Below are 17,679 nucleotides of genomic sequence, written 5' to 3'. Positions count from 1 at the left end.
CCCATGGCAGAACTGACGATCGGTCGCACCATCACCACCCCTGACTCGGCGCCATTGGCCGGGATGGTCGGTGCCTTGACGCTGGTCGAAAGTCAGTCTCCCCGCCAACTACGCCAGCGCGCCGAAACGCTGCTGCAGCAGCGGTTGGGCATTCCCCGGGCCAGTTGTCTGGTGCTGGATTCCAGCGGGCGCTGGCTCTCCGACGAGGGCCAGGGGGTGCGGCTGGCCTGTGATGACTTCACACATCCCTATGCCCATGCCATTCGACGCGGTGAGCCGATGCAGATCGCGCTTGGCGAGGCGCGCTCGCGCCTCGACCACCCCGCCTTCCAGGCCCTGATAGCCGACTGTGCAGCCGGTTGGCAGCTCACGGTGCGCCCGTTACGCGCCCCGGATGACGATCAGCAATGGCTGGGCGTCATGAGTCTGGTCGGGCCACGCGACACCCTCGATCCGCTGACGGCCAGCTTGGACTTCGCGGCCTTCGAGGCCCTGTTCTGTCAGCTCTGGGCCTGGCATCTGCGCCAGCAGGGCGAGCGCCAGCATCAGGCCAACCTGCAGGACTCGCTGACCCGGTTCAATGCCGATGCCCGGCGTCAGACATTGAGCGGTCGCCTGAGTCAGCAGATCAAGGGCGACTCCACCAGTATCCAGACCCTGCGAGATCAGGCCGTCCGCGCCGCCGAGACCCAACTGGCAGTGCTGCTGCGCGGCGAGACTGGCACCGGCAAGGATCTGGTGGCACGCGGCATACACGGAGCCTCGGCGCGGGCCGAGGGCCCCTTCATGGCGCTGAACTGTGCGGCCATCCCAGAGAGCCTGCTGGAGTCCGAGCTGTTCGGCTATGCCAGGGGGGCCTTCTCCGGTGCCGACCGCGATCAGCAGGGGCTGGTCGGTCAGGCCGATGGCGGTACTCTCTTTCTGGACGAAATCGGCGACATGCCGCTGTCGCTCCAGGCCAAGCTGCTGCGGGTTCTGGAATCCGGGCGGTATCGCCCGCTGGGCGCCAGCGAGGAGTGCCGGGTCGATCTGCGGCTGATCGCCGCGACCCACCAGCCGTTGCATCAGCGCATGCGCGATGGCCATTTCCGGGCAGACCTCTACTACCGCCTCAACCAGTTCCCGCTGGCGCTGCCACCCTTGCGCGAGCGTCGTGAGGATATCGAGCCGCTGGTTCAGGCCTTCATCGCCGACTTCTGCGAGCGCGAGGGCCGTGAACTCGTGGGCATCAGCCGGGCTGCCCTGGCTGACCTTCATGACCGGGATTACCCGGGCAACGTCCGCGAGCTCAAGAATCTGATCGACTACGCCTGTGCCATGACGCACAGCGGCGATGATATCGACCTGATGGTACTGCCCCGCAGCCCCATCGCCAGCGATGAGGCCGTCGACCAACTCGAGTCGCAGGCGGTCAGGGCGGCAGACGATGAAGACGACATCGCCGATCTGCGTCAGGCGCTGCGCGACTATGAAGCGTCGCTGATTCAGCAGCGGCTGGCACTCTTCGATGGCAATCGAACGCTGGCGGCCGAGAGCCTGGGGCTCCCCAAGCGGACCCTGGCGCACAAGTGCCGCCAACTGCAACTGGATAACTCATGACAGCAACTCACCCCCGACACCCTCGTACCTCGGGCAAACGCCGCCCGTGCCTGGCATGGGCCGCATGCTGTGTTGCGCTGGTCCTCGGTGGCGCCGCGCAGGGCAATAGCCAGGGCGCCGACGCCGCGCAACAGCGCCTCGACCAGGCCCGTGAATGCGCCGCGAGCGACGTCCGCCTGGAGCGCCTGCAGTGCTATGACGACCTCTTCCGCGAGGCATCGACAGGCAGTGATGTCGCGTCCGGTGAGCGCTCGCGGCTCTGGCAGCGCGTGGTGCGTCTCGAGGCCGGCCGCGATGCCCAGAACATGGGGCTGATGGTCGAACAGACCGACGACAGCGTACTGCTGAGCGTACCGGCACTGGGCACGGTGCCCCCGCGTCCCGTGCTGGTGATCAGCTGTGCCGCCAATATCACGCGGTTTCAGCTACATCTGCCCGAACCCAGCGATGCCACCCGGGTGGCACTGACCTTCCAGGGCGAATCGGTCAGGGCCGATCAGGACTGGCGCGTGCTGGATGGCGGCCATGTGCTCAGTGGCGGCCGAGGACTGCCGGCCATCGACACCCTGAAGCATCTGCTGTCCAGCCATCGCCTGGAGCTGGCCAGCGAGATGTCGATCATCGATGGCCTCAGTTTCGACGTGGCGGGCCTGCGAGAGCTGATAAAGCCCCTGCGCAAGATGTGCCGCTGGTGATAACGATGTGGCAGCGACGACCTCAGGCAAGCGATCCGTTGATGACGACATGGCGATAAGAATTATCCGTGAATCCCAGCTCGACGACATCCTCGGCCCTATCGGTGACGGGGTGGGTGAGCCCCTGGGCAACAGCGACGATTATGACTGGCTAGATGAGCAGATGATGCGCGTCGGTTCCCTGCAGCATGGCGACATGGACTGGGCCGGCGCGGAAGATCGGGCCGTGCGGTTGTTGACCGAGCAGGGCAAGGACCTGCGCGTACTGGGCCACCTGTTGCATTGTCTGCAACAGGGCGGCGACCCGGTGCGCTTCGCGCTGTCGCTGCACCTGCTGGCGGGCAGCCTCGAGCACTGGTGGGTCGAGGCCTATCCGGCCCCCGGGGCAAAAGGCAATCGCATGCGCGGCAAGCTGTTTCAGCAGTTTACCCAACGCGGCTTCAAGCTGGCCGGGTCGCTGGATTTCGCGGCCGCCGAGGCCGAACTGGCTGCTTGCCGCCAGGCCTTGCAGAGATTGCGTGAGCAGGCCGCCGCCCGCGAGCTGCCGGATCAGGCGTTGGCCGACCTGGCGCGCTTGCTGGAGCAGGCCGAGCCTGGCGCGGACGCCGCTGCTGCCTCGGTAGGCCGCCACGATACTCGGCAGGCGTCAACGCCGCGGCAGGCGGCCGCTCCGGCGACCGACAGTGATGCCCCCGAACCGTCGCGAGTACCCGAGGTGCGTCTGGAGTCCGGCAACGAGCGCGCCAACCGCCAGTCGCTGATCAAGATGGCGGAGTTTCTCAATGACCAGGCCCCCGGTGATCCGCTGGGCTACCGGCTACGTCGCTACGCCATCTGGCACACCATACAGACGCTGCCGATGAGTCGAGCCGATGGTCGTACCGACCTGGCGCCGGTCTCCGCTGACCGGGTGGCGGCCTATCGCGAGGCCCTGGCGGGCCGGCCCAGTCTCGAGGAATGGCGGCGCATCGAGAATAGCCTGGCGCTCAGTCCCTACTGGCTGGAAGGCCACCGCCTGAGCGCCGAGATGGCCAGGCGTCTCGATCATGGTGGTTGCGCCGAAGCCATTCGTGATGAAGCCCGCCGCTTCGTCGACCGCCTCCCCGGTCTCGACAAGCTGACCTTCAGCGATGGCACGGCCTTTCTCGACGAGACCATCCAACAGTGGCTGGCCTCGGGAGCAGACAGCGGCACGACCAACGTCGCTTATGGTGCCGGGGGTGACCCCTGGCAGCAGGGCCTGGAAACCGCCCGCGAGCGGCTGCAAAGCGAGGGGCTGGGCGAGGCACTGGCCGTCCTCGATGAGGGGCTGGCGGCTTCGGGCTCGCCCCGGGAGAGCGTCTACTGGCGCTTGGCCAGTGCCGACCTGCTTCATGAGGCCGGGCTCGAGGCCATGGCTCGCCAACATTATCGAGCTTTGCTCGACGCGGTCAGCGGCATCCACCTCGACCACTGGGAGCCAGCCTTGCCGCAACGGCTTCAAGCGCTGAGCGAGGGCGCGTCATGAGCACAACCGAATCGACAGGGATGAGGAAAGCAGTCAAATGAAAGGACGCATAAAATCGGCGCTCAGTCGCTGGGTGCCCGGGCTCTCTACCATGCAGAGCCAGGCTAACCAGGCCCGAAGCCATGCCAATGCCGCCAAGGGCGTGCAGGGCAGTCTCAAGAATCTGGGCAAGTGGCTCGGCTGGCTGCTGCTCATCGTGCTGGTGGTGGCAATCTGGTGGCTGGGGCCAAAATGGCAGGCCTTCGACACGCGTCCCCTCGAGCCCTGGGTCAATCGTGCCCTGGTGACTCTGGTGCTGTTCGTCGTGGTGGCGGTGGTCTGGGGCATTCGTCTGGCCCGGCGCCTCAAGGCGGTCGACGAGCAGGCCGAGTCGCAGGAACAGCACCGCCAGGACCCGGTTCTCGATTTGATCGCTCGCCAGCAGGCGAGGCTCGACAGCATTCTAGCGACGCTCACCGATCGCTTGGGTGGCGGCAAGAGGGCGCGCTACAGGCTGCCCTGGTATCTGGTGATGGGCGTCGAAAACGCCGGTAAGACCAGCCTGGTCAACCGCTCTGGACAGAACTTCTCGCTGACGCAGTTGCTCAACGCTTCGGGCGAGCACAAGCGCGATCAGCTCGGCTTCGACTGGTGGATCGGCGACCAGGCGGTACTGATCGACCCGGACGGCGAGTTGTTGACCCAGGGCGCCCTGCAGGAGGACTCCCCCGAGGAAGCCAAGAGCCGACTCTGGGATCACTTTGTCGACTGGCTGGAGGAGCAACGCCCCAGGCGGCCGCTGGATGGCGTAGTGCTGGTGCTCGATCTGGCACGCCTGAGTGATGCCCGGGTGGTGGTGCGCAAGGCCTACGCTGCATTGCTGCGCGCCCGCCTCAGCGAGCTGATGGAGCGCCACGGCAGCCGCCTGCCGGTCTATGTGACCTTCAGCAAGATGGACCTGCTGCATGGCTTCGACGAGTTCTTCCGTCACTACTCGCGCACTGCCCGCAAGACGCCGATGGGTTTCACCTTCTCCGCTGAGGCCCTGGACACCCCCGGGCAGTGGGAAGACGAGTTCGTCAGTCACTACGACGCCATGCTCGAACGCCTCAATCATCAACTGCCCACATTGCTCAACGAATGCCGCGACCAGAACGAACGCGAGGCGGTGTTCCGCTTCGTTCGCCAACTGGCCGGGCTGCGTGACGTCCTGCATGGCTTTTTGACCGAGGCACTGTCCAGCGACCGCTTCTCCACCGCTGCTATGGTGCGTGGTGCCTATTTCACCTCGGTGTATCAGCAGGGCGTGCCTGAGGACCCCTTCGTCGATGCCGCAGCGCGCCGCTACGGTATGGAGACCAGTGTGTTGCCCGCCCACCGCGCAGCACGTTCCGGGCAGTACTTCACCGAAGAACTCTTCGAGCGCATCATCTACCCCGAAGCCAACCTCGCCGGTGACAACGCTCGGGTGATCTGGCGGCGCGAAAAGCTCAAGCGTTACAGCACCTTTGCCTGCCTGTTCGTCGGCCTGGCGATGGTCGGCGGCTGGAGCCACTTCTACCAGAAGAACCAGCAGGCCCTGGCCGCGGTGGAAGACAAGGCTCAGGCTTTCCTGATGCTCAAGCCCGATGAGTGGAACATCGGCGATCCTACCGGGCGCGACCTGCTCAAGCCGCTGAACCGTTTGATCAGCACCACCGAGGAGTTCGGTGACTACCGCTCGCGGCCTTGGTTGTTCGCCGACATGGGGCTCTACCAGGGGCATGAGCTGGGGGCCGAGATCGACAATGCCTACCTCCAGCTGCTCGAGCAGAAATTCCTGCCATCCCTGATGATCGGCATCATGGATGACATGAACGACGCCGTGGAGGGCAGCAACCGCAAGCTCTCGCTGCTGCGCATCATCCGCATGATGGCCGATGCCAGCGGCCGTCAGCCCGAACGCGTGCACGACTTCATGGCGGCGCGCTGGCAGCAGGTCTTCCCCGGGCAGGGCGATGTGCAGCGCCAACTGCTCTACCACCTCGACAATGCCATGGCCGACACCGACCTGGCCGGTCATGCCGAGGCCGGCGTGCCCGGTGCCCAGGATGCCATGTCACCACTGCGCGGCAGCATCTCGGCGGCGCAACGCGAGCTGGCCCGCCAGCCCATGCACGAGCGCGTCTATGCCTCCCTCAAGTCCGGCAGCGACCAGCGTAGCTCGGCCATGCTCGACCTGCGCGACAGCGTCGGCCCGGCCTTCAATCTGGTCTTCATGTCGCGCAACGACGATCCGCAGAACGTGCGTATCCCCAGTCTGCTGACCCGGGGCGGCTTCGAGAACTACTTCCTCGACCAGCTCGACCAGGCCACCGAGCTGGCCCTGATCGACATGTGGGTACTCGGCAAGCGCGACGACATCGACTTCAGCAAGGCCGACCGTGAACGCCTGCAGGATGTCCTGCGCGAACTCTATGTCAGCGACTACCGCCGAACCTGGCGTGAGGCTCTGGCCGATATCCATATGGTGCCCCTGCCCGATATTCACCAGGCCGTGGTGGTGGCCGATGGCCTGATCGGCGCCAGCCGCCCGCTGGATCGCCTGCTCGGCGAGGTCGAAGAGCAGACCGACCTCTACCCGACGCTCCCCGAAGGCGACGAGGAGGCGCGTCAGGCCCTGCAGAAATCGCCGCGCTATCGTCTGGCCAGCGAGATCGAACGCGACTTCGTCGAGCTCGATGCCCTGACCCGAGCGCGTGGCGACAACCCCTCCAACCTCAGCGAAATCAAGATCGCCGTCGGCGAGCTGCGTGACTATCTGCGCCAGGTTGATGAGGCCAGCGACTCGGGGCGTGAGGCCTTTCTGCTGGCGCGGGACCGTATCTCCCTGGGTGGCGGTGACCCGATTACCCGTCTGCAGCGCATCGCCGAGGAAACGCCGGATCCGGTGGGCCGCATGTTGGTCAGCCTGGCCGATCAGAGCTGGCAGTTGCTGATGAGCGCGGCGATCCGTCACCTCGAGAAGCAATGGCGCGATGATGTGGTAGCCCCCTTCCAGAGTCGTCTGGCGGGTCGTTATCCGCTAGCGCCGGGCGCCGAGCGCGACGTCGCCCTCAATGACTTCGAGAGTTTCTTTGCCTCCGGCGGCACCCTGGATGCCTTCTACGAGTCCAACCTCAAGCCGTTCATCGAGGAGGAAGCGCTGCACGATGCACGTGGAAACTCCCTGCTGCGCGAGGGCGTGATGCAGGCCTTCCAGCGAGCCGAGCGGATTCGAGATGCCTATCTGGATCGTGACGGCAGCCTGGATGTGCCCTTCTCCCTCGAACCTCTGTCGCTGAGTGCTAACAAGCGCCGAGCGGTGATCAGTGTCGATGGTCAGCTCATCGACTATGCCCATGGTTCGCGCCACCCGGTCTCGATGATCTGGCCCAATGGCCTGCGCGACAGCAATGAAAGCCGCATCACTCTGGTGCCCAGCGAGTACAACCGTTCGCCGCGTACCCTCAGTCGCAACGGTCCCTGGGCCTGGTTCCGCCTGCTCGATCAGGCGCAACTGGCGGGTGCCGGTCAGCACGCTCTGGAGCTCAGCTTCGAGGTCGATAATGGCAGCGTGCATTACCGTCTGACCGCCGACGGCCCGCACAACCCCTTCACCAGGCCGTTGGTGGCCGGCTTCAACCTGCCGGTGGCGCTGTATGCCGAACGCGAGGCCGAGGTCGGCACGGCGGATGTCGCCCAGCGTGACGAGGGAGGTCGCGACAATGCTCAAGGCAATTAAGCAATGGGTCGACAAGGCGCGGGAGACGACCCTCGGGTCGGCGCCGACCGCGACACCCCGGGTCGAGCCGCATGCCCCGGACGCCACCGCCACGGCGTCCGCCAGGCCGCTGGCATTGCCGCTGGAGGATGCCCGCACAGACGACATCGACGACTTTCTCGAGGCAGCCAGGCGCGCCGAGCGCAACGGGGCCTCGCCCTGGGTGCTGCGTGACGAGTCGCGCCTCGAGACCCTGCGCCGGGCCCTCGAGTTCGTCGTGCATCGCGGCCTCTGGCTGCAGCGCGATCAGCAGGGTGTGGCGCATTGGCAGGGGCGATTGCTGGCCCTGCGCCACGAGGATGGCCACGCCCTCGGCATGGCCTTCGTCTGCCGCCGCGATGACGAGGCGGCCTGGCAACTGCGCTTCTTCTTCGTCGAGCCCCAGTGGCAGGAGCGCGGTCATGCCGGACGGCTGCTGACCACCCTGCGTAATGTATTGCGCGGCACCCCGCTGGAAGTGCGGCTGCCGCGCCAGTGCAGCATCGCGATCGGCAGTCTGGAGAAGGCCGGTTTCGAATGTCGCTATATCGACGCTCAGGGCGTGGCCCATTACGAGGCCCCGGCCCAATGGAACGAGGCTAAGCGCGTCCGCCGTTCGGGAAATGCTGAATAAATAGCCGAGCGCTGTGAAGCGCAAGGCGCGCGGAGCACAGAAAACGAGACATAACTAGTCGTTAGGCGAGGTTTCTAGCACCGCGCAACGCAGCGATTTACGCGCGCAGGCATTTATGCAGTGTTTCCTTCGGCCTGACACGGCCGTCAGTTAAACAAGGAGGTCAAGATGGGACGCAAATTCGTACTGGTCGGGGACATCGGCACCGACCATGAAGGCTTTCCCCCCACGCCGGTCATCGAAGGCAGTCCCACGGTGATGATCGACGGCAAGCCGGTGGCGCGCCAGGGAGATGCCCTGGCTCCGCACACCAAGCCGAATCATTCGTTGCACCCGCGCCAGATCGCCGAAGGCTCGGCCACGGTCATGATCGATGGCAAGCCCGCCGCCCTGACCGGCCACGAGGTGGACTGCGGCGGCGTGGTGATCGGCAGCGCCACCGGGGAGGGCAGCTGACATGGCCAACCCCAATCGCCTGCACTTCACGCTCAGCCTGGCCGGCGGCGACGGTCTCGATCTGGCGGTGGTCGACTTCCGCCTCGACGAAGCACTTTCCGCGCCCTTCACTCTGGAGGTCGAGGCCGCCAGCCGCCGTCCCGACCTCAACCCCGGCGATCTGCTGGAAAGCGAGGCCACGCTCACCGTCTGGCATGATGACCGGCCGACCCGCCGCGTGCACGGCGTGGTCAGCGAGTTCGCCCGCGGGGATCGCGGTCATCGCCGCACCCATTACCACGTCACCATTCGCCCGGCGCTGTGGCGACTCTCGCTGCGGCAGAACTCGCGCATCTTCCAGAACGTCTCGCCGCTGACGGTGATCAACACCCTGTGCGAGGAACATGGCCTCACCGACGTGGCCTTCTCCGCCACCCGCGAGCCCGCCAAGCGCGAATACGTGGTGCAGTACCGCGAGACCGATCTGGCCTTCATCCAGCGCCTGGCCGCCGAGGAAGGCTTCAGCTTCTTCCACGAGTTCGAGGACGCCGAGGGCGGCATTCACCGCCTGGTGTTCGCCGACTCGCCCCAGGCGCTGAGCTCGCTGGGCGAGCGCACCTACCATTCCCGCGCCGGCGGCACGCCGCCCGAGACCCATGTGCGCCGCCTGCGCCAGACCAGCCGCGTGCGCCCGGCCAGCGCCACCCTCAAGGACTACAGCTTCAAGCAGCCCGCCTACGCGCAGCTTCATGACAAGCAGGGCGAGGGGCTCGACCAGCATGCCCAGCGTGGTGCCCGTGAGAAGGCATACGAGCACTTCGACTACCCCGGGCGCTTCAAGGCCGATCCCTCCGGCAAGGCCTTCACCCGTCACCGTCTCGAATGGCTGCGCCGCGACGCGACCACCGCCGAGGCCGAAAGCAACCTGGCCGAGCTGGCGCCCGGCCGCCGCTTCACGCTCGGCGGCGACGACCTGCCGGCCCCGGGCGACTGGCAGGTGGTCAGCGCAGCGCACCACGGCACCCAGCCCCAGGCCCTGGAAGAAGACGCCGCACAGGCCGACGGCCAGACCACGCTCAACAACCGGCTGAGCCTGGCCCCGGCGGACATCACCTGGCAGGCCGACCCCCAGCCCAAGCCGCGTGTCGACGGCCCGCAGATCGCCTTCGTGGTGGGCCCCGAGGGCGAAGAGATCTACTGCGACGAACACGGCCGGGTCAAGGTGCAGTTCCCCTGGGACCGCTACGCCAAGCCGGACGAGACCGCCAGCGCCTGGATCCGCGTCAGCCAGGGCTGGGCCGGCGGCGGCTACGGCTTCCAGGCCATCCCCCGGATCGGCCACGAGATCATCGTGTCATTCCTGGAGGGTGACCCCGATCAACCGATCATCACCGGACGCACCCACCACGCGGTGAACGTGCCGCCCTACGAACTGCCGGCGCACAAGACGCGCACCGTGCTGCGCACCCAGACCCATCAGGGTGAAGGCTTCAACGAACTGCGCTTCGAGGACAAGGCCGACCAGCAGCAGATCTGGCTGCACGCCCAGAAGGACCTGGAGCTGCTGACCCGCAACGACCGTACCGAGGAGGTCGGCCGCGACAGTGACCTCAAGATCAAGCGCGACCGCATCAGCGAACTCGACCGCGACGACCACCTGACCGTGCACGGCGAGCGGCGTACCCAGGTCGACGGCGACGACCACCTCAGCGTGGGCCAGACCCGCCACGAGAAGATCGGCCGCGCCCAGCTCGTCGAGGCCGGCAGCGAGGTACACCACAAGGCCGGCATGAAGGTGGTCATCGAGGCCGGCGCCGAGGTCACGCTCAAGGCCGGCGGCAGCTTCGTCAAGCTCGACCCCAGCGGCGTCACCCTCAGCGGCCCGAGCGTGAAGATCAACTCCGGCGGCAGCCCCGGCTCCGGCAGCGGCCAGAGCGCCAAGACCCCGATCCTGCCGGGGGAGGCCGAGGAGGAGTCGCATGAGGCGATCGAGGCGCCGCGCCAGGAGGCCGTGCTACGACAACAGATGGCCACGGCGCAGCTGTGCAAACCCTCGTCCAACGGTCAGGGAAGCGGCTCGGAATGAAGGCCTGGTCGCAGATAGCGCCGCCAGTCCATGCCTCTCACGCGCGGCCCTCGTTATTCCTGCTGCTCGATGGCGTGGCTATGGAGCCGGTGGAGCGCTGGCTCTACGAGACGCATCCTACGCCGGTCTATGAGCCACTATTTCTGGATACCCCGCTGATCGACTGCCGGGGCGTGTCGCCTTGCCTGGTGGAGATCGAGCCCGAAAGCCCGATTATGGAACGGTTTATCGAACAGGTGGCGCCGAAAGAGGCGGGGTGGTTGCTGGCTTCCGACGAACCTCTGGAAGCGCTGGCCGACCATCTTCGGAACTTGTTGATCGTCGAGCACCCCTGGCATGGCGAGCAACTCCTGAGGATCGCCTCGCCCGAGGTCATGCGCTGCTTGCTCGAGGCGGAGCCCGCCCCGACGGCCAGCTCGCTCCTGGGCCCCATCGAACGTCTTTGGTTGCCTGAGATGCAGGGAGCAGATCTGAACTGGCACCACCTCGAGACTGATAGTGAGCGGCATCGTGACGAGTCGCCTGGGTGCTTCCAATTGACCGAGGCACATTGCGCGTCGCTATCGCGTATCGCTTGGCGTCGATTTCGTCTCGAGCTTGCCGAGCATTTACAGGCCTATTTCGCCAAGGGGCCCTGGCTACCCGCCTTCGACGGCGCCGAGCAGGCTGCGGGCGAGGTGATCGAGTTGACGGCGGCACTTGGTTTTCATGGACGGCGCGCGCATTTCTGTCTGGCCAACATCCTCGGGGCCCACGGCCGATCGGCGCTGGAGGAAGAGTCCATGCCCGAGTTGGCCAGATGCCTGACAGTGGCAGACGGGCGTCCGCCCATGGAGCGCCTCAAATCGGCGGTGGCTCTCGCGCAGGACCGGCTGAACAAGGAGACGTCAGCATGAGCATCGACATGGAATCCGCCAACCGGGTGGCTGATAACCAGAGCGATAACGATCCCGGCCAGGAGGCCGGGCAGTGTCCGCTGCAGAAGCCGGACCTCCAGTTGGTGCCGGTACGCTATGCCCTGGTGGAGCCCGAGCAAGAGGTGTCCCTGCCGGAGGTATCGCCGCCCATCCAAGGAGACTTCCGTCCCAACGGCATTCGACCCGCCAGGCAGGGATGGCTCTACCTGATTCACAGCATCGCCCCCGACGAGCTGCAGACCTTCGAGGTCATGCCGGATGGCAGCGGTGACCCGATCATTCTCGAACGCCGCGGCAGCATCAAGGTGCTCTACAGCCAGGTGGAACTGGAGGAAACGCGGGCGGCTCTCTTGCTGGCGAAGTCGGAAGTACAGGACGAGGTGATGCTGACGGTCAATATTGGTGGCTATTGCCCGGGCAACGGCACCGACCACCTGTTGCCACCCGATAAGTTAGGTGAGGTGCTGGCGGATGACCTGGGCGAGCGAACCGTCTCCGAAGAACGCCTGGATTATGGCCAGTATCAGTGGACGGCGAGCGCGGACTGGCAGACCGCACAGGCGGCCACCATCAAGGGGAATATCCAGGCCGAATATCGTGAGGATAGTGCCTGCCTGATCGTCGAGGACGTGGTGGCCCGAGCCAACGATCTGGCCGGCGCCTGGACGCTGATTGCCGGTCAGGAGGCCGATTGGCTGGACGAGGAGCCCGAGAAACACTTTGCCGCCCGGGCCATCGACGGCTTCATGCAGCTCGACCTGAATCCTATGATCGCGCGTGCCGGTCAGGGGGAGATTCCCGAATGGCTAGGGGAAGCCAGCGAGTCGGACAGGGAGCGGCTCCGGGAGCTGATGGGGTTGCAGAACCGGTACGATGAGAAGCGCTCGGAGGATCTTGCCAGCAGCGGCGGGCACCCCGGCTTTCGGTCCCGCGAACAGCAGGCGCTGGAAGCGGAAGTGCATACTGTGAGTGGTGAACTCGCCGAGCGCCTGGGTACCGACGCCGAATCGGTCCGCGACTTCGCCCGGGAGACGCACGACGACTATTTTGAGCGCGTCTTCGGCAGCCAGGAAGGGGATCGATGGCTGGCCCAGCAAGGTATCGAGGACGTCATTCGCCTCGATGAGATACGGTCATTTCTCGCCGATGCCGACCGTTGGCAGGGCGAGTGGCGATCCCACAAAGAGCAGGTCGGCGAAGACATCAAGACCCTGCTGCCGCGCTGGCACGAGTATGCCAGCCTGCTCGATGGCGAAGACGATACCCAGGCCATCCTGCGCAGCAGCCTCGAGCATCGGCTCTTCACGACCTTGGAGGCCTGCGGTCAGCAGGACTTCCTGAACCAGCACTACTTCGGCGAGGTCACGGTGGCGCACCGTCTGCATGTGACACCATTGACCGGCTTCATCAATGCGGCGGCGGCCCACTGGAAGAGCGCCCAGGCCACCCTGATGGCGCTGATGTCGGCGAAGTCGACACCAGGTACTCGCGCCCAATGGCAAGCTCACCTTGAACAGCAGAACCAGCTACGCCTGCAGAACCTGGAGGGCCTGGGCGAAGACGCCCGTGCGGTTGTCGTCACGGAGCTGACGGCCAAGGAAAAATTGCTGGGGCGCGCCCTGCTGGCGAGCGTGCTGGATGAGGCCGAATCGCTGAATCTCGAGGAGCGCTTCAGCGCCCTGTTCGAGCGCACCTCCAACGGCATACGACACGAGCTCTACACGCGGCTTTCCGCTTATCAACTGGGTTGGGAAATACCCGAGTCATCCGTACTCGAGCGTCTCAACAGCCTGTTGCAACGCGCCGAACGCCTGGCGGACGAGGTGGAAAGGACGAGTCGTATCGAGCGCACACTGGAGCGCCAGCGCAAGCAGTTACCCAAGCGGGTCTACGATTCGCGGATACGCCAGGCGCGTGCAGACGTTCGTCAACCGCGTCAGGCCCTGGCTGGTGTGCTCGATGAACTGGCCGAGGCGACGTATCCCCTCGATGAAGCGGGCCATCAGGCCTTTAAAGTATCCGGCCTTAGCGAGCAGACCTCCCGCGCGGCGTTAACTGAACGGAGCAAGGTTCGTCAGGCGCTGCAGGATCAGAAGACCTGGGATGCCCTGTTGCGCAATGAGAAGGGGGAGATCGCCCCGAGTCGTGCCGTGCCGGTGGGGCTGAGTGGCTTCATGCTGGTGTTGAATGGCTATCTGTTTGGTGGGGCCATTCAGCAGTTGAGTACTTCCTTGCGAACAAATGAACGAATTGGCGAGGCAGCATTGAACGTCCTATCCGGCGCGTTCGGGACGATTGCCTCAACCGCCAGTGTATTGGAGATTCTGCACGATACCCGCTATCGACGCCTTTACGAAGGCAAGTCCTTCCAGACGGCGGTCAAGCAGGCGGCCGGCAGCCTGGATCACTTGGACGCCTGGGCGCGGCTGACCAATCGCGCGATGATCGGCGTGGCATGGTTCTCGTTTGCTGCAGCCTTTATAGATTTATTTCGACAGGGCTCTAAGTTGGGGCGCGCCGATACTGATCGCCAGCGTCTGGCGGCCGGTATCGCCATGGCAGGCGATGTGGCCATTATTGGTGGTACCTTGCCGATTGGCATTGCCGGGCTGATGGGGAAAATTCGGGGCACGTCTGCTGTATTGTTGCGCTTGCGACTGTTGCGCCTGGCGGTGCCGCTGAACTGGGTCGCATTCGTCGGGGTGGTGCTGGTGGTGATCGGCGAGTTGCTCTACGAGTACTACTCGCTCTCACCGCTGCAGCAGTGGTGCCAGAAAAGTGTCTGGGGAGACGAGTCGGAGGGCTGGGATCTTCAGGCTCATCATCAGCATCTCGCCGAGGTGCATGGTAAGCCGGTGCTTTGGCGCCGTGGCGAGCAGCCAGCGCGTATGACCACCATGCCGGTGGGGCCGGAACCGCCGGCGAGTTCCCTGAACCTGCGTCTCAACCTGCCGGGGGTGGAGTCGCCCAATGCGGACAACCTTCAGGTGGGCTTCTGGGGCGTATCACGCGGCGGACAGCAGGCACTGCACGACGATTTGATGGCCCACGCCGGCATTACCCAGGAAGAGGGCAACTGCCGGTTGGATTATGCGCTTGACCCCGAGCGTGTCGGTGACTGGGATACCCTGATCCTGGTGGTGCGTATTACCTCTCAGGGGGCATCATCACCTACCGCTACTGCGGCCTTCGAAGTCTTTAGCCGCCGGGGTGCTGTATCGCCCGGGGAGGACTGGAGACCCGTCGAGCCCCTGGAAGGTCGCCAGGCCAGCGCCTGGCAGGCCATGCCGCTGATGCCTTGGAAGCACTAATTACTCGGGTAGCGAAATACGTGCCATCAATCAAGGAAGGACCATGACCACGGAAGATAATGAACAGGACTCGATCGCCCTGGCATTACGTGCCGGCGAGCACCTGACACGCGGCCCCAATGAGCTGTATAGCCTCAGTCCGCGTCCGGTTCCGCTAGGTCCTCAGGCCGGGGCCGGCGCGGATATTGGCCGGCTGATTTTTCGCCGCAACGAAGCGACCCTGGACCTGCAACATAACGTCAGCCGCAACGGCATGCTGGCACTGGGGGATGTAACCGTTTGGATGATACTTGCCTTTGTGGGAGTGTTCCTCTTTGTTGCTTATCTTGCCTCCTATAGCGGCTTTACTTGGGCCAATGCTTTGGGAATATGGGGGGGGAGCGCCTACGGAGCATTTCTATTTTTTATGGCCTTACTCATCATCCCCGACCTCTGGATTCGTAGCACCGCCCCGGTACGCTTTCATCGCCAGCGCCGCGAGGTGGCCTTCGTGGTGGAGCACCCGGGCCGCAAGGTTTACTTGCCGTCCCCCAGCGCTCATCTGATGTATGGCTTCTGGTTTGCGCTGTTTTCTATCAGTGGCGGCTTCGTGGTGTTCAGCCTGGGCTTCTTGGGAGGGGAAGAAGAATTGTTGGGGGTTACGGGTATTGTCTGGATGGCGATCACCCATCTGGTTATCGCCCCCGCCCTGGCCATCGGCTATGTGCTTTTCTATCGTTGGGCTCGGCGCAAGGCGGGCTGGCGCAAGGAGACCGTTTTCGTGCCCTGGGAGGACGTGGTGGCGGTGGCCACGCGCAACATGGCGGTAACCATCGGCGGTCCGGCGGGCATCGGCTGGGAATTGCATATTCTGCCGCCGGACCCGGAGCGACCGGGGTATAGCCTGGCCGGGGCCGGGATTTCCGCCAATGTGACCAGTCTGCAGATGGCCTTGATGCAATGGGAACTGATCCGCCGCTACATGGAGGAAGGCCCCGAGGCGGTGCCCGAACGCGCCGACGACTATAGCGTGACCTGGTACAAGGAGGAGATGGCGCGCCAGAAGAAGCGCTACGAGCAGGCAGGCAAGCCCATGGGTAAACCCTTCTGGCATTACCGCCTCAAGTGCTGGATGGAGCTGGGATATTTCGCCAGCTGGTACACCGAGTACCGAGTCAATCACGTGCTACCCAAGGCAGCCCCCGAAGGCTGGCTGGCAGAATGGTCACAGCCGCTTCCCGAAGACGAATGGGCCACACCTTCCGCCGAGCTCACCGAATTGAGCCGCCAGGTCGAAGCCGCTTATGAGCGTGGCGAGACCTTCCTCGACCTTGGCCCCATCGAACAACGCTTCGGCTACGACGACGCCGGCGAGACGCCGAAGGCGGCCTATCCCAGCGTGCCTTTTGCTGCTCATCAAGGATGACGGAGTTATCACTCTCGGTTTTTAATTCAAGGAGGAAAACACTATGGAATCCGTGCAACAGCCCAACGAACTCGGTGAGCGTTTCACCATGTCATGGACGGCCTATGTGCGCCCCATCATCATCTTTCTGGTCATGGTAGTGATTGGATTGGCCCTGACCGGTACTCGCGATTGGCTGGGGGCCATCTTCATCCTGTTCTGGCTGTCTGTCTGTGTCGTCCAGATACTGACGATTCGTAGCATCGTTCTCTATACAGACGCCGAAGGCGTTTGGGTCTATCGCGGTATATTCCCCTGGTCGAAGGGCATGTTCGGCATCAAGTGGCGGGATGTCGAGGATGCTACCTTCGTGCAGAATTTCCTCAGCTGGGTGTTCAAATCCTATACCGTGCGAGTCGGGCATCGTTTCACCAAGGCCAGTGAAATCGTGCTACCCCATATCCGCCGTGGGTCTGATGCAGTCATGCATATCAATGAACGGCATCGGCATGCCTGTTCTGCAGAGCAGGCCGAGAATCTGGCCTAATCATGTGCTGCTCAAGGGCTGGGTAGAGGCGTGGTCCCAGTTGCTTCCCGAAGACAAGTGGGCGCAACCATCCGCCGATTTCACCGAGTTGAGTCGCCAGGTCGAAGCCGCTTCGGAGCAGGGCAAGACCTTCCTCGGCCCAGTACCGCTGAACTGGATTGCCGCCGTCGGGGTGGTGCTGGTGGTGATCGGCGAGTTGCTCTACGAGTACTACTCGCTCTCGCCGCTGCAACAGTGGTGCCAGAACAGCGTCTGGGGAGACGAGCCCAAGGGCTGGGAGCTCCAGGCACATCATCAGCAGCTCGCCGAGGTGCATGGCAAGCCGGTGCTTTGGCGTCGTGGCGAGCAGCCAGCGCGTATGACCACCATGCCGGTGGGGCCGGAACCGCCGGCGAACTCTTTGAACCTGCGTCTCAATCTGCCGGGGGTGGAGTCGCCCAATCCAGATAACCTCCAGGTGGGCCTCTGGGGCGTAACGCGCGGTAGCCAGCAGGAGCTTCACGAGGATCTGATGGCCCACGCCGGTCTGACCCAGGAAGAGGGCAGCTGCCGGTTGGATTATGCCCTGGACCCCGAGCGCGTCGGTGACTGGGATACCCTGGTACTGGTGGTGCGTATCACCTCTCAGGGGGCATCGTCGCCGACCGCTACTACGGCCTTCGAGGTCTTTAGCCGCCGGGATGCTGTATCGCCCGGGGAGGACTGGAGGCCCGTCGAGCCCTTGGAAGGGCGTGAGGCCAGCGCCTGGCAGGCCATGCCGCTTGCGCCCTGGACCGCCTAATAAAGTAGGGCATCGAAGCTTGC

General features: G+C 64.6%; 12 protein-coding genes. All 12 read left to right on the top strand.

What is annotated here, in order from left to right; all coding sequences use genetic code 11:
* The first annotated feature begins 3 nt into the window (after positions 1-3).
* The 12 genes from RSO41_RS01475 to RSO41_RS01420 all read left to right on the top strand — a co-directional run bounded on the left by RSO41_RS01475 (position 4) and on the right by RSO41_RS01420 (position 17,656).
* Positions 4-1,599 carry a sigma-54 interaction domain-containing protein gene (locus RSO41_RS01475; RefSeq protein ID WP_315617080.1) on the top strand — a complete coding sequence of 532 codons (1,596 nt, stop codon included), beginning with the start codon at positions 4-6 and terminating at the stop codon, positions 1,597-1,599.
* Positions 1,596-2,294 carry a type VI secretion system-associated protein VasI gene (gene vasI, locus RSO41_RS01470; protein ID WP_315617078.1) on the top strand — a complete coding sequence of 233 codons (699 nt, stop codon included), beginning with the start codon at positions 1,596-1,598 and terminating at the stop codon, positions 2,292-2,294. Before RSO41_RS01475 ends, vasI begins: the two co-directional genes overlap by 4 nt.
* Before the next feature lie 49 nt (positions 2,295-2,343).
* Positions 2,344-3,801 (top strand): type VI secretion system protein TssA, encoded by a 1,458-nt coding sequence (gene tssA / locus RSO41_RS01465; RefSeq protein ID WP_315617076.1) that lies wholly within the window; start codon positions 2,344-2,346, stop codon positions 3,799-3,801.
* A gap of 37 nt (positions 3,802-3,838) precedes the next feature.
* Positions 3,839-7,543 carry a type VI secretion system membrane subunit TssM gene (gene tssM, locus RSO41_RS01460; protein WP_315617074.1) on the top strand — a complete coding sequence of 1,235 codons (3,705 nt, stop codon included), beginning with the start codon at positions 3,839-3,841 and terminating at the stop codon, positions 7,541-7,543.
* On the top strand, positions 7,527-8,195 hold the full coding sequence (locus tag RSO41_RS01455; protein WP_315617072.1) for a GNAT family N-acetyltransferase: 669 nt from the start codon (positions 7,527-7,529) through the stop codon (positions 8,193-8,195). The genes tssM and RSO41_RS01455 overlap by 17 nt, the downstream gene beginning before the upstream one ends.
* A 168-nt stretch (positions 8,196-8,363) precedes the next feature.
* Positions 8,364-8,651, top strand: coding sequence for a type VI secretion system PAAR protein (locus RSO41_RS01450; protein WP_315617070.1), 288 nt, complete (start codon positions 8,364-8,366; stop codon positions 8,649-8,651).
* A gap of 1 nt (position 8,652) precedes the next feature.
* On the top strand, positions 8,653-10,716 hold the full coding sequence (locus tag RSO41_RS01445; protein ID WP_315617068.1) for a type VI secretion system Vgr family protein: 2,064 nt from the start codon (positions 8,653-8,655) through the stop codon (positions 10,714-10,716).
* Positions 10,713-11,612, top strand: coding sequence for a DUF4123 domain-containing protein (locus RSO41_RS01440; RefSeq protein ID WP_315617067.1), 900 nt, complete (start codon positions 10,713-10,715; stop codon positions 11,610-11,612). Before RSO41_RS01445 ends, RSO41_RS01440 begins: the two co-directional genes overlap by 4 nt.
* A complete protein-coding gene (locus tag RSO41_RS01435) occupies positions 11,609-14,944 on the top strand; it encodes a toxin VasX (protein ID WP_315617065.1) in 3,336 nt (1,111 codons plus the stop codon). The genes RSO41_RS01440 and RSO41_RS01435 overlap by 4 nt, the downstream gene beginning before the upstream one ends.
* Before the next feature lie 43 nt (positions 14,945-14,987).
* Positions 14,988-16,349, top strand: a complete 1,362-nt coding sequence (locus RSO41_RS01430; protein WP_315617063.1) for a hypothetical protein — start codon at positions 14,988-14,990, stop codon at positions 16,347-16,349.
* Positions 16,350-16,392: 43 nt separating this feature from the next.
* Positions 16,393-16,875 carry a hypothetical protein gene (locus RSO41_RS01425; protein ID WP_315617061.1) on the top strand — a complete coding sequence of 161 codons (483 nt, stop codon included), beginning with the start codon at positions 16,393-16,395 and terminating at the stop codon, positions 16,873-16,875.
* Positions 16,838-17,656, top strand: a complete 819-nt coding sequence (locus tag RSO41_RS01420; protein WP_315617059.1) for a hypothetical protein — start codon at positions 16,838-16,840, stop codon at positions 17,654-17,656. The genes RSO41_RS01425 and RSO41_RS01420 overlap by 38 nt, the downstream gene beginning before the upstream one ends.
* The last annotated feature ends 23 nt before the right edge of the window (positions 17,657-17,679 follow it).

Source organism: Halomonas sp. I1 (assembly GCF_032334135.1).
Lineage (GTDB): Bacteria > Pseudomonadota > Gammaproteobacteria > Pseudomonadales > Halomonadaceae > Halomonas.
The sequence above is the reverse complement of the archived record's forward strand: the minus strand, read 5'-3'. Positions and strand labels throughout refer to the sequence as shown.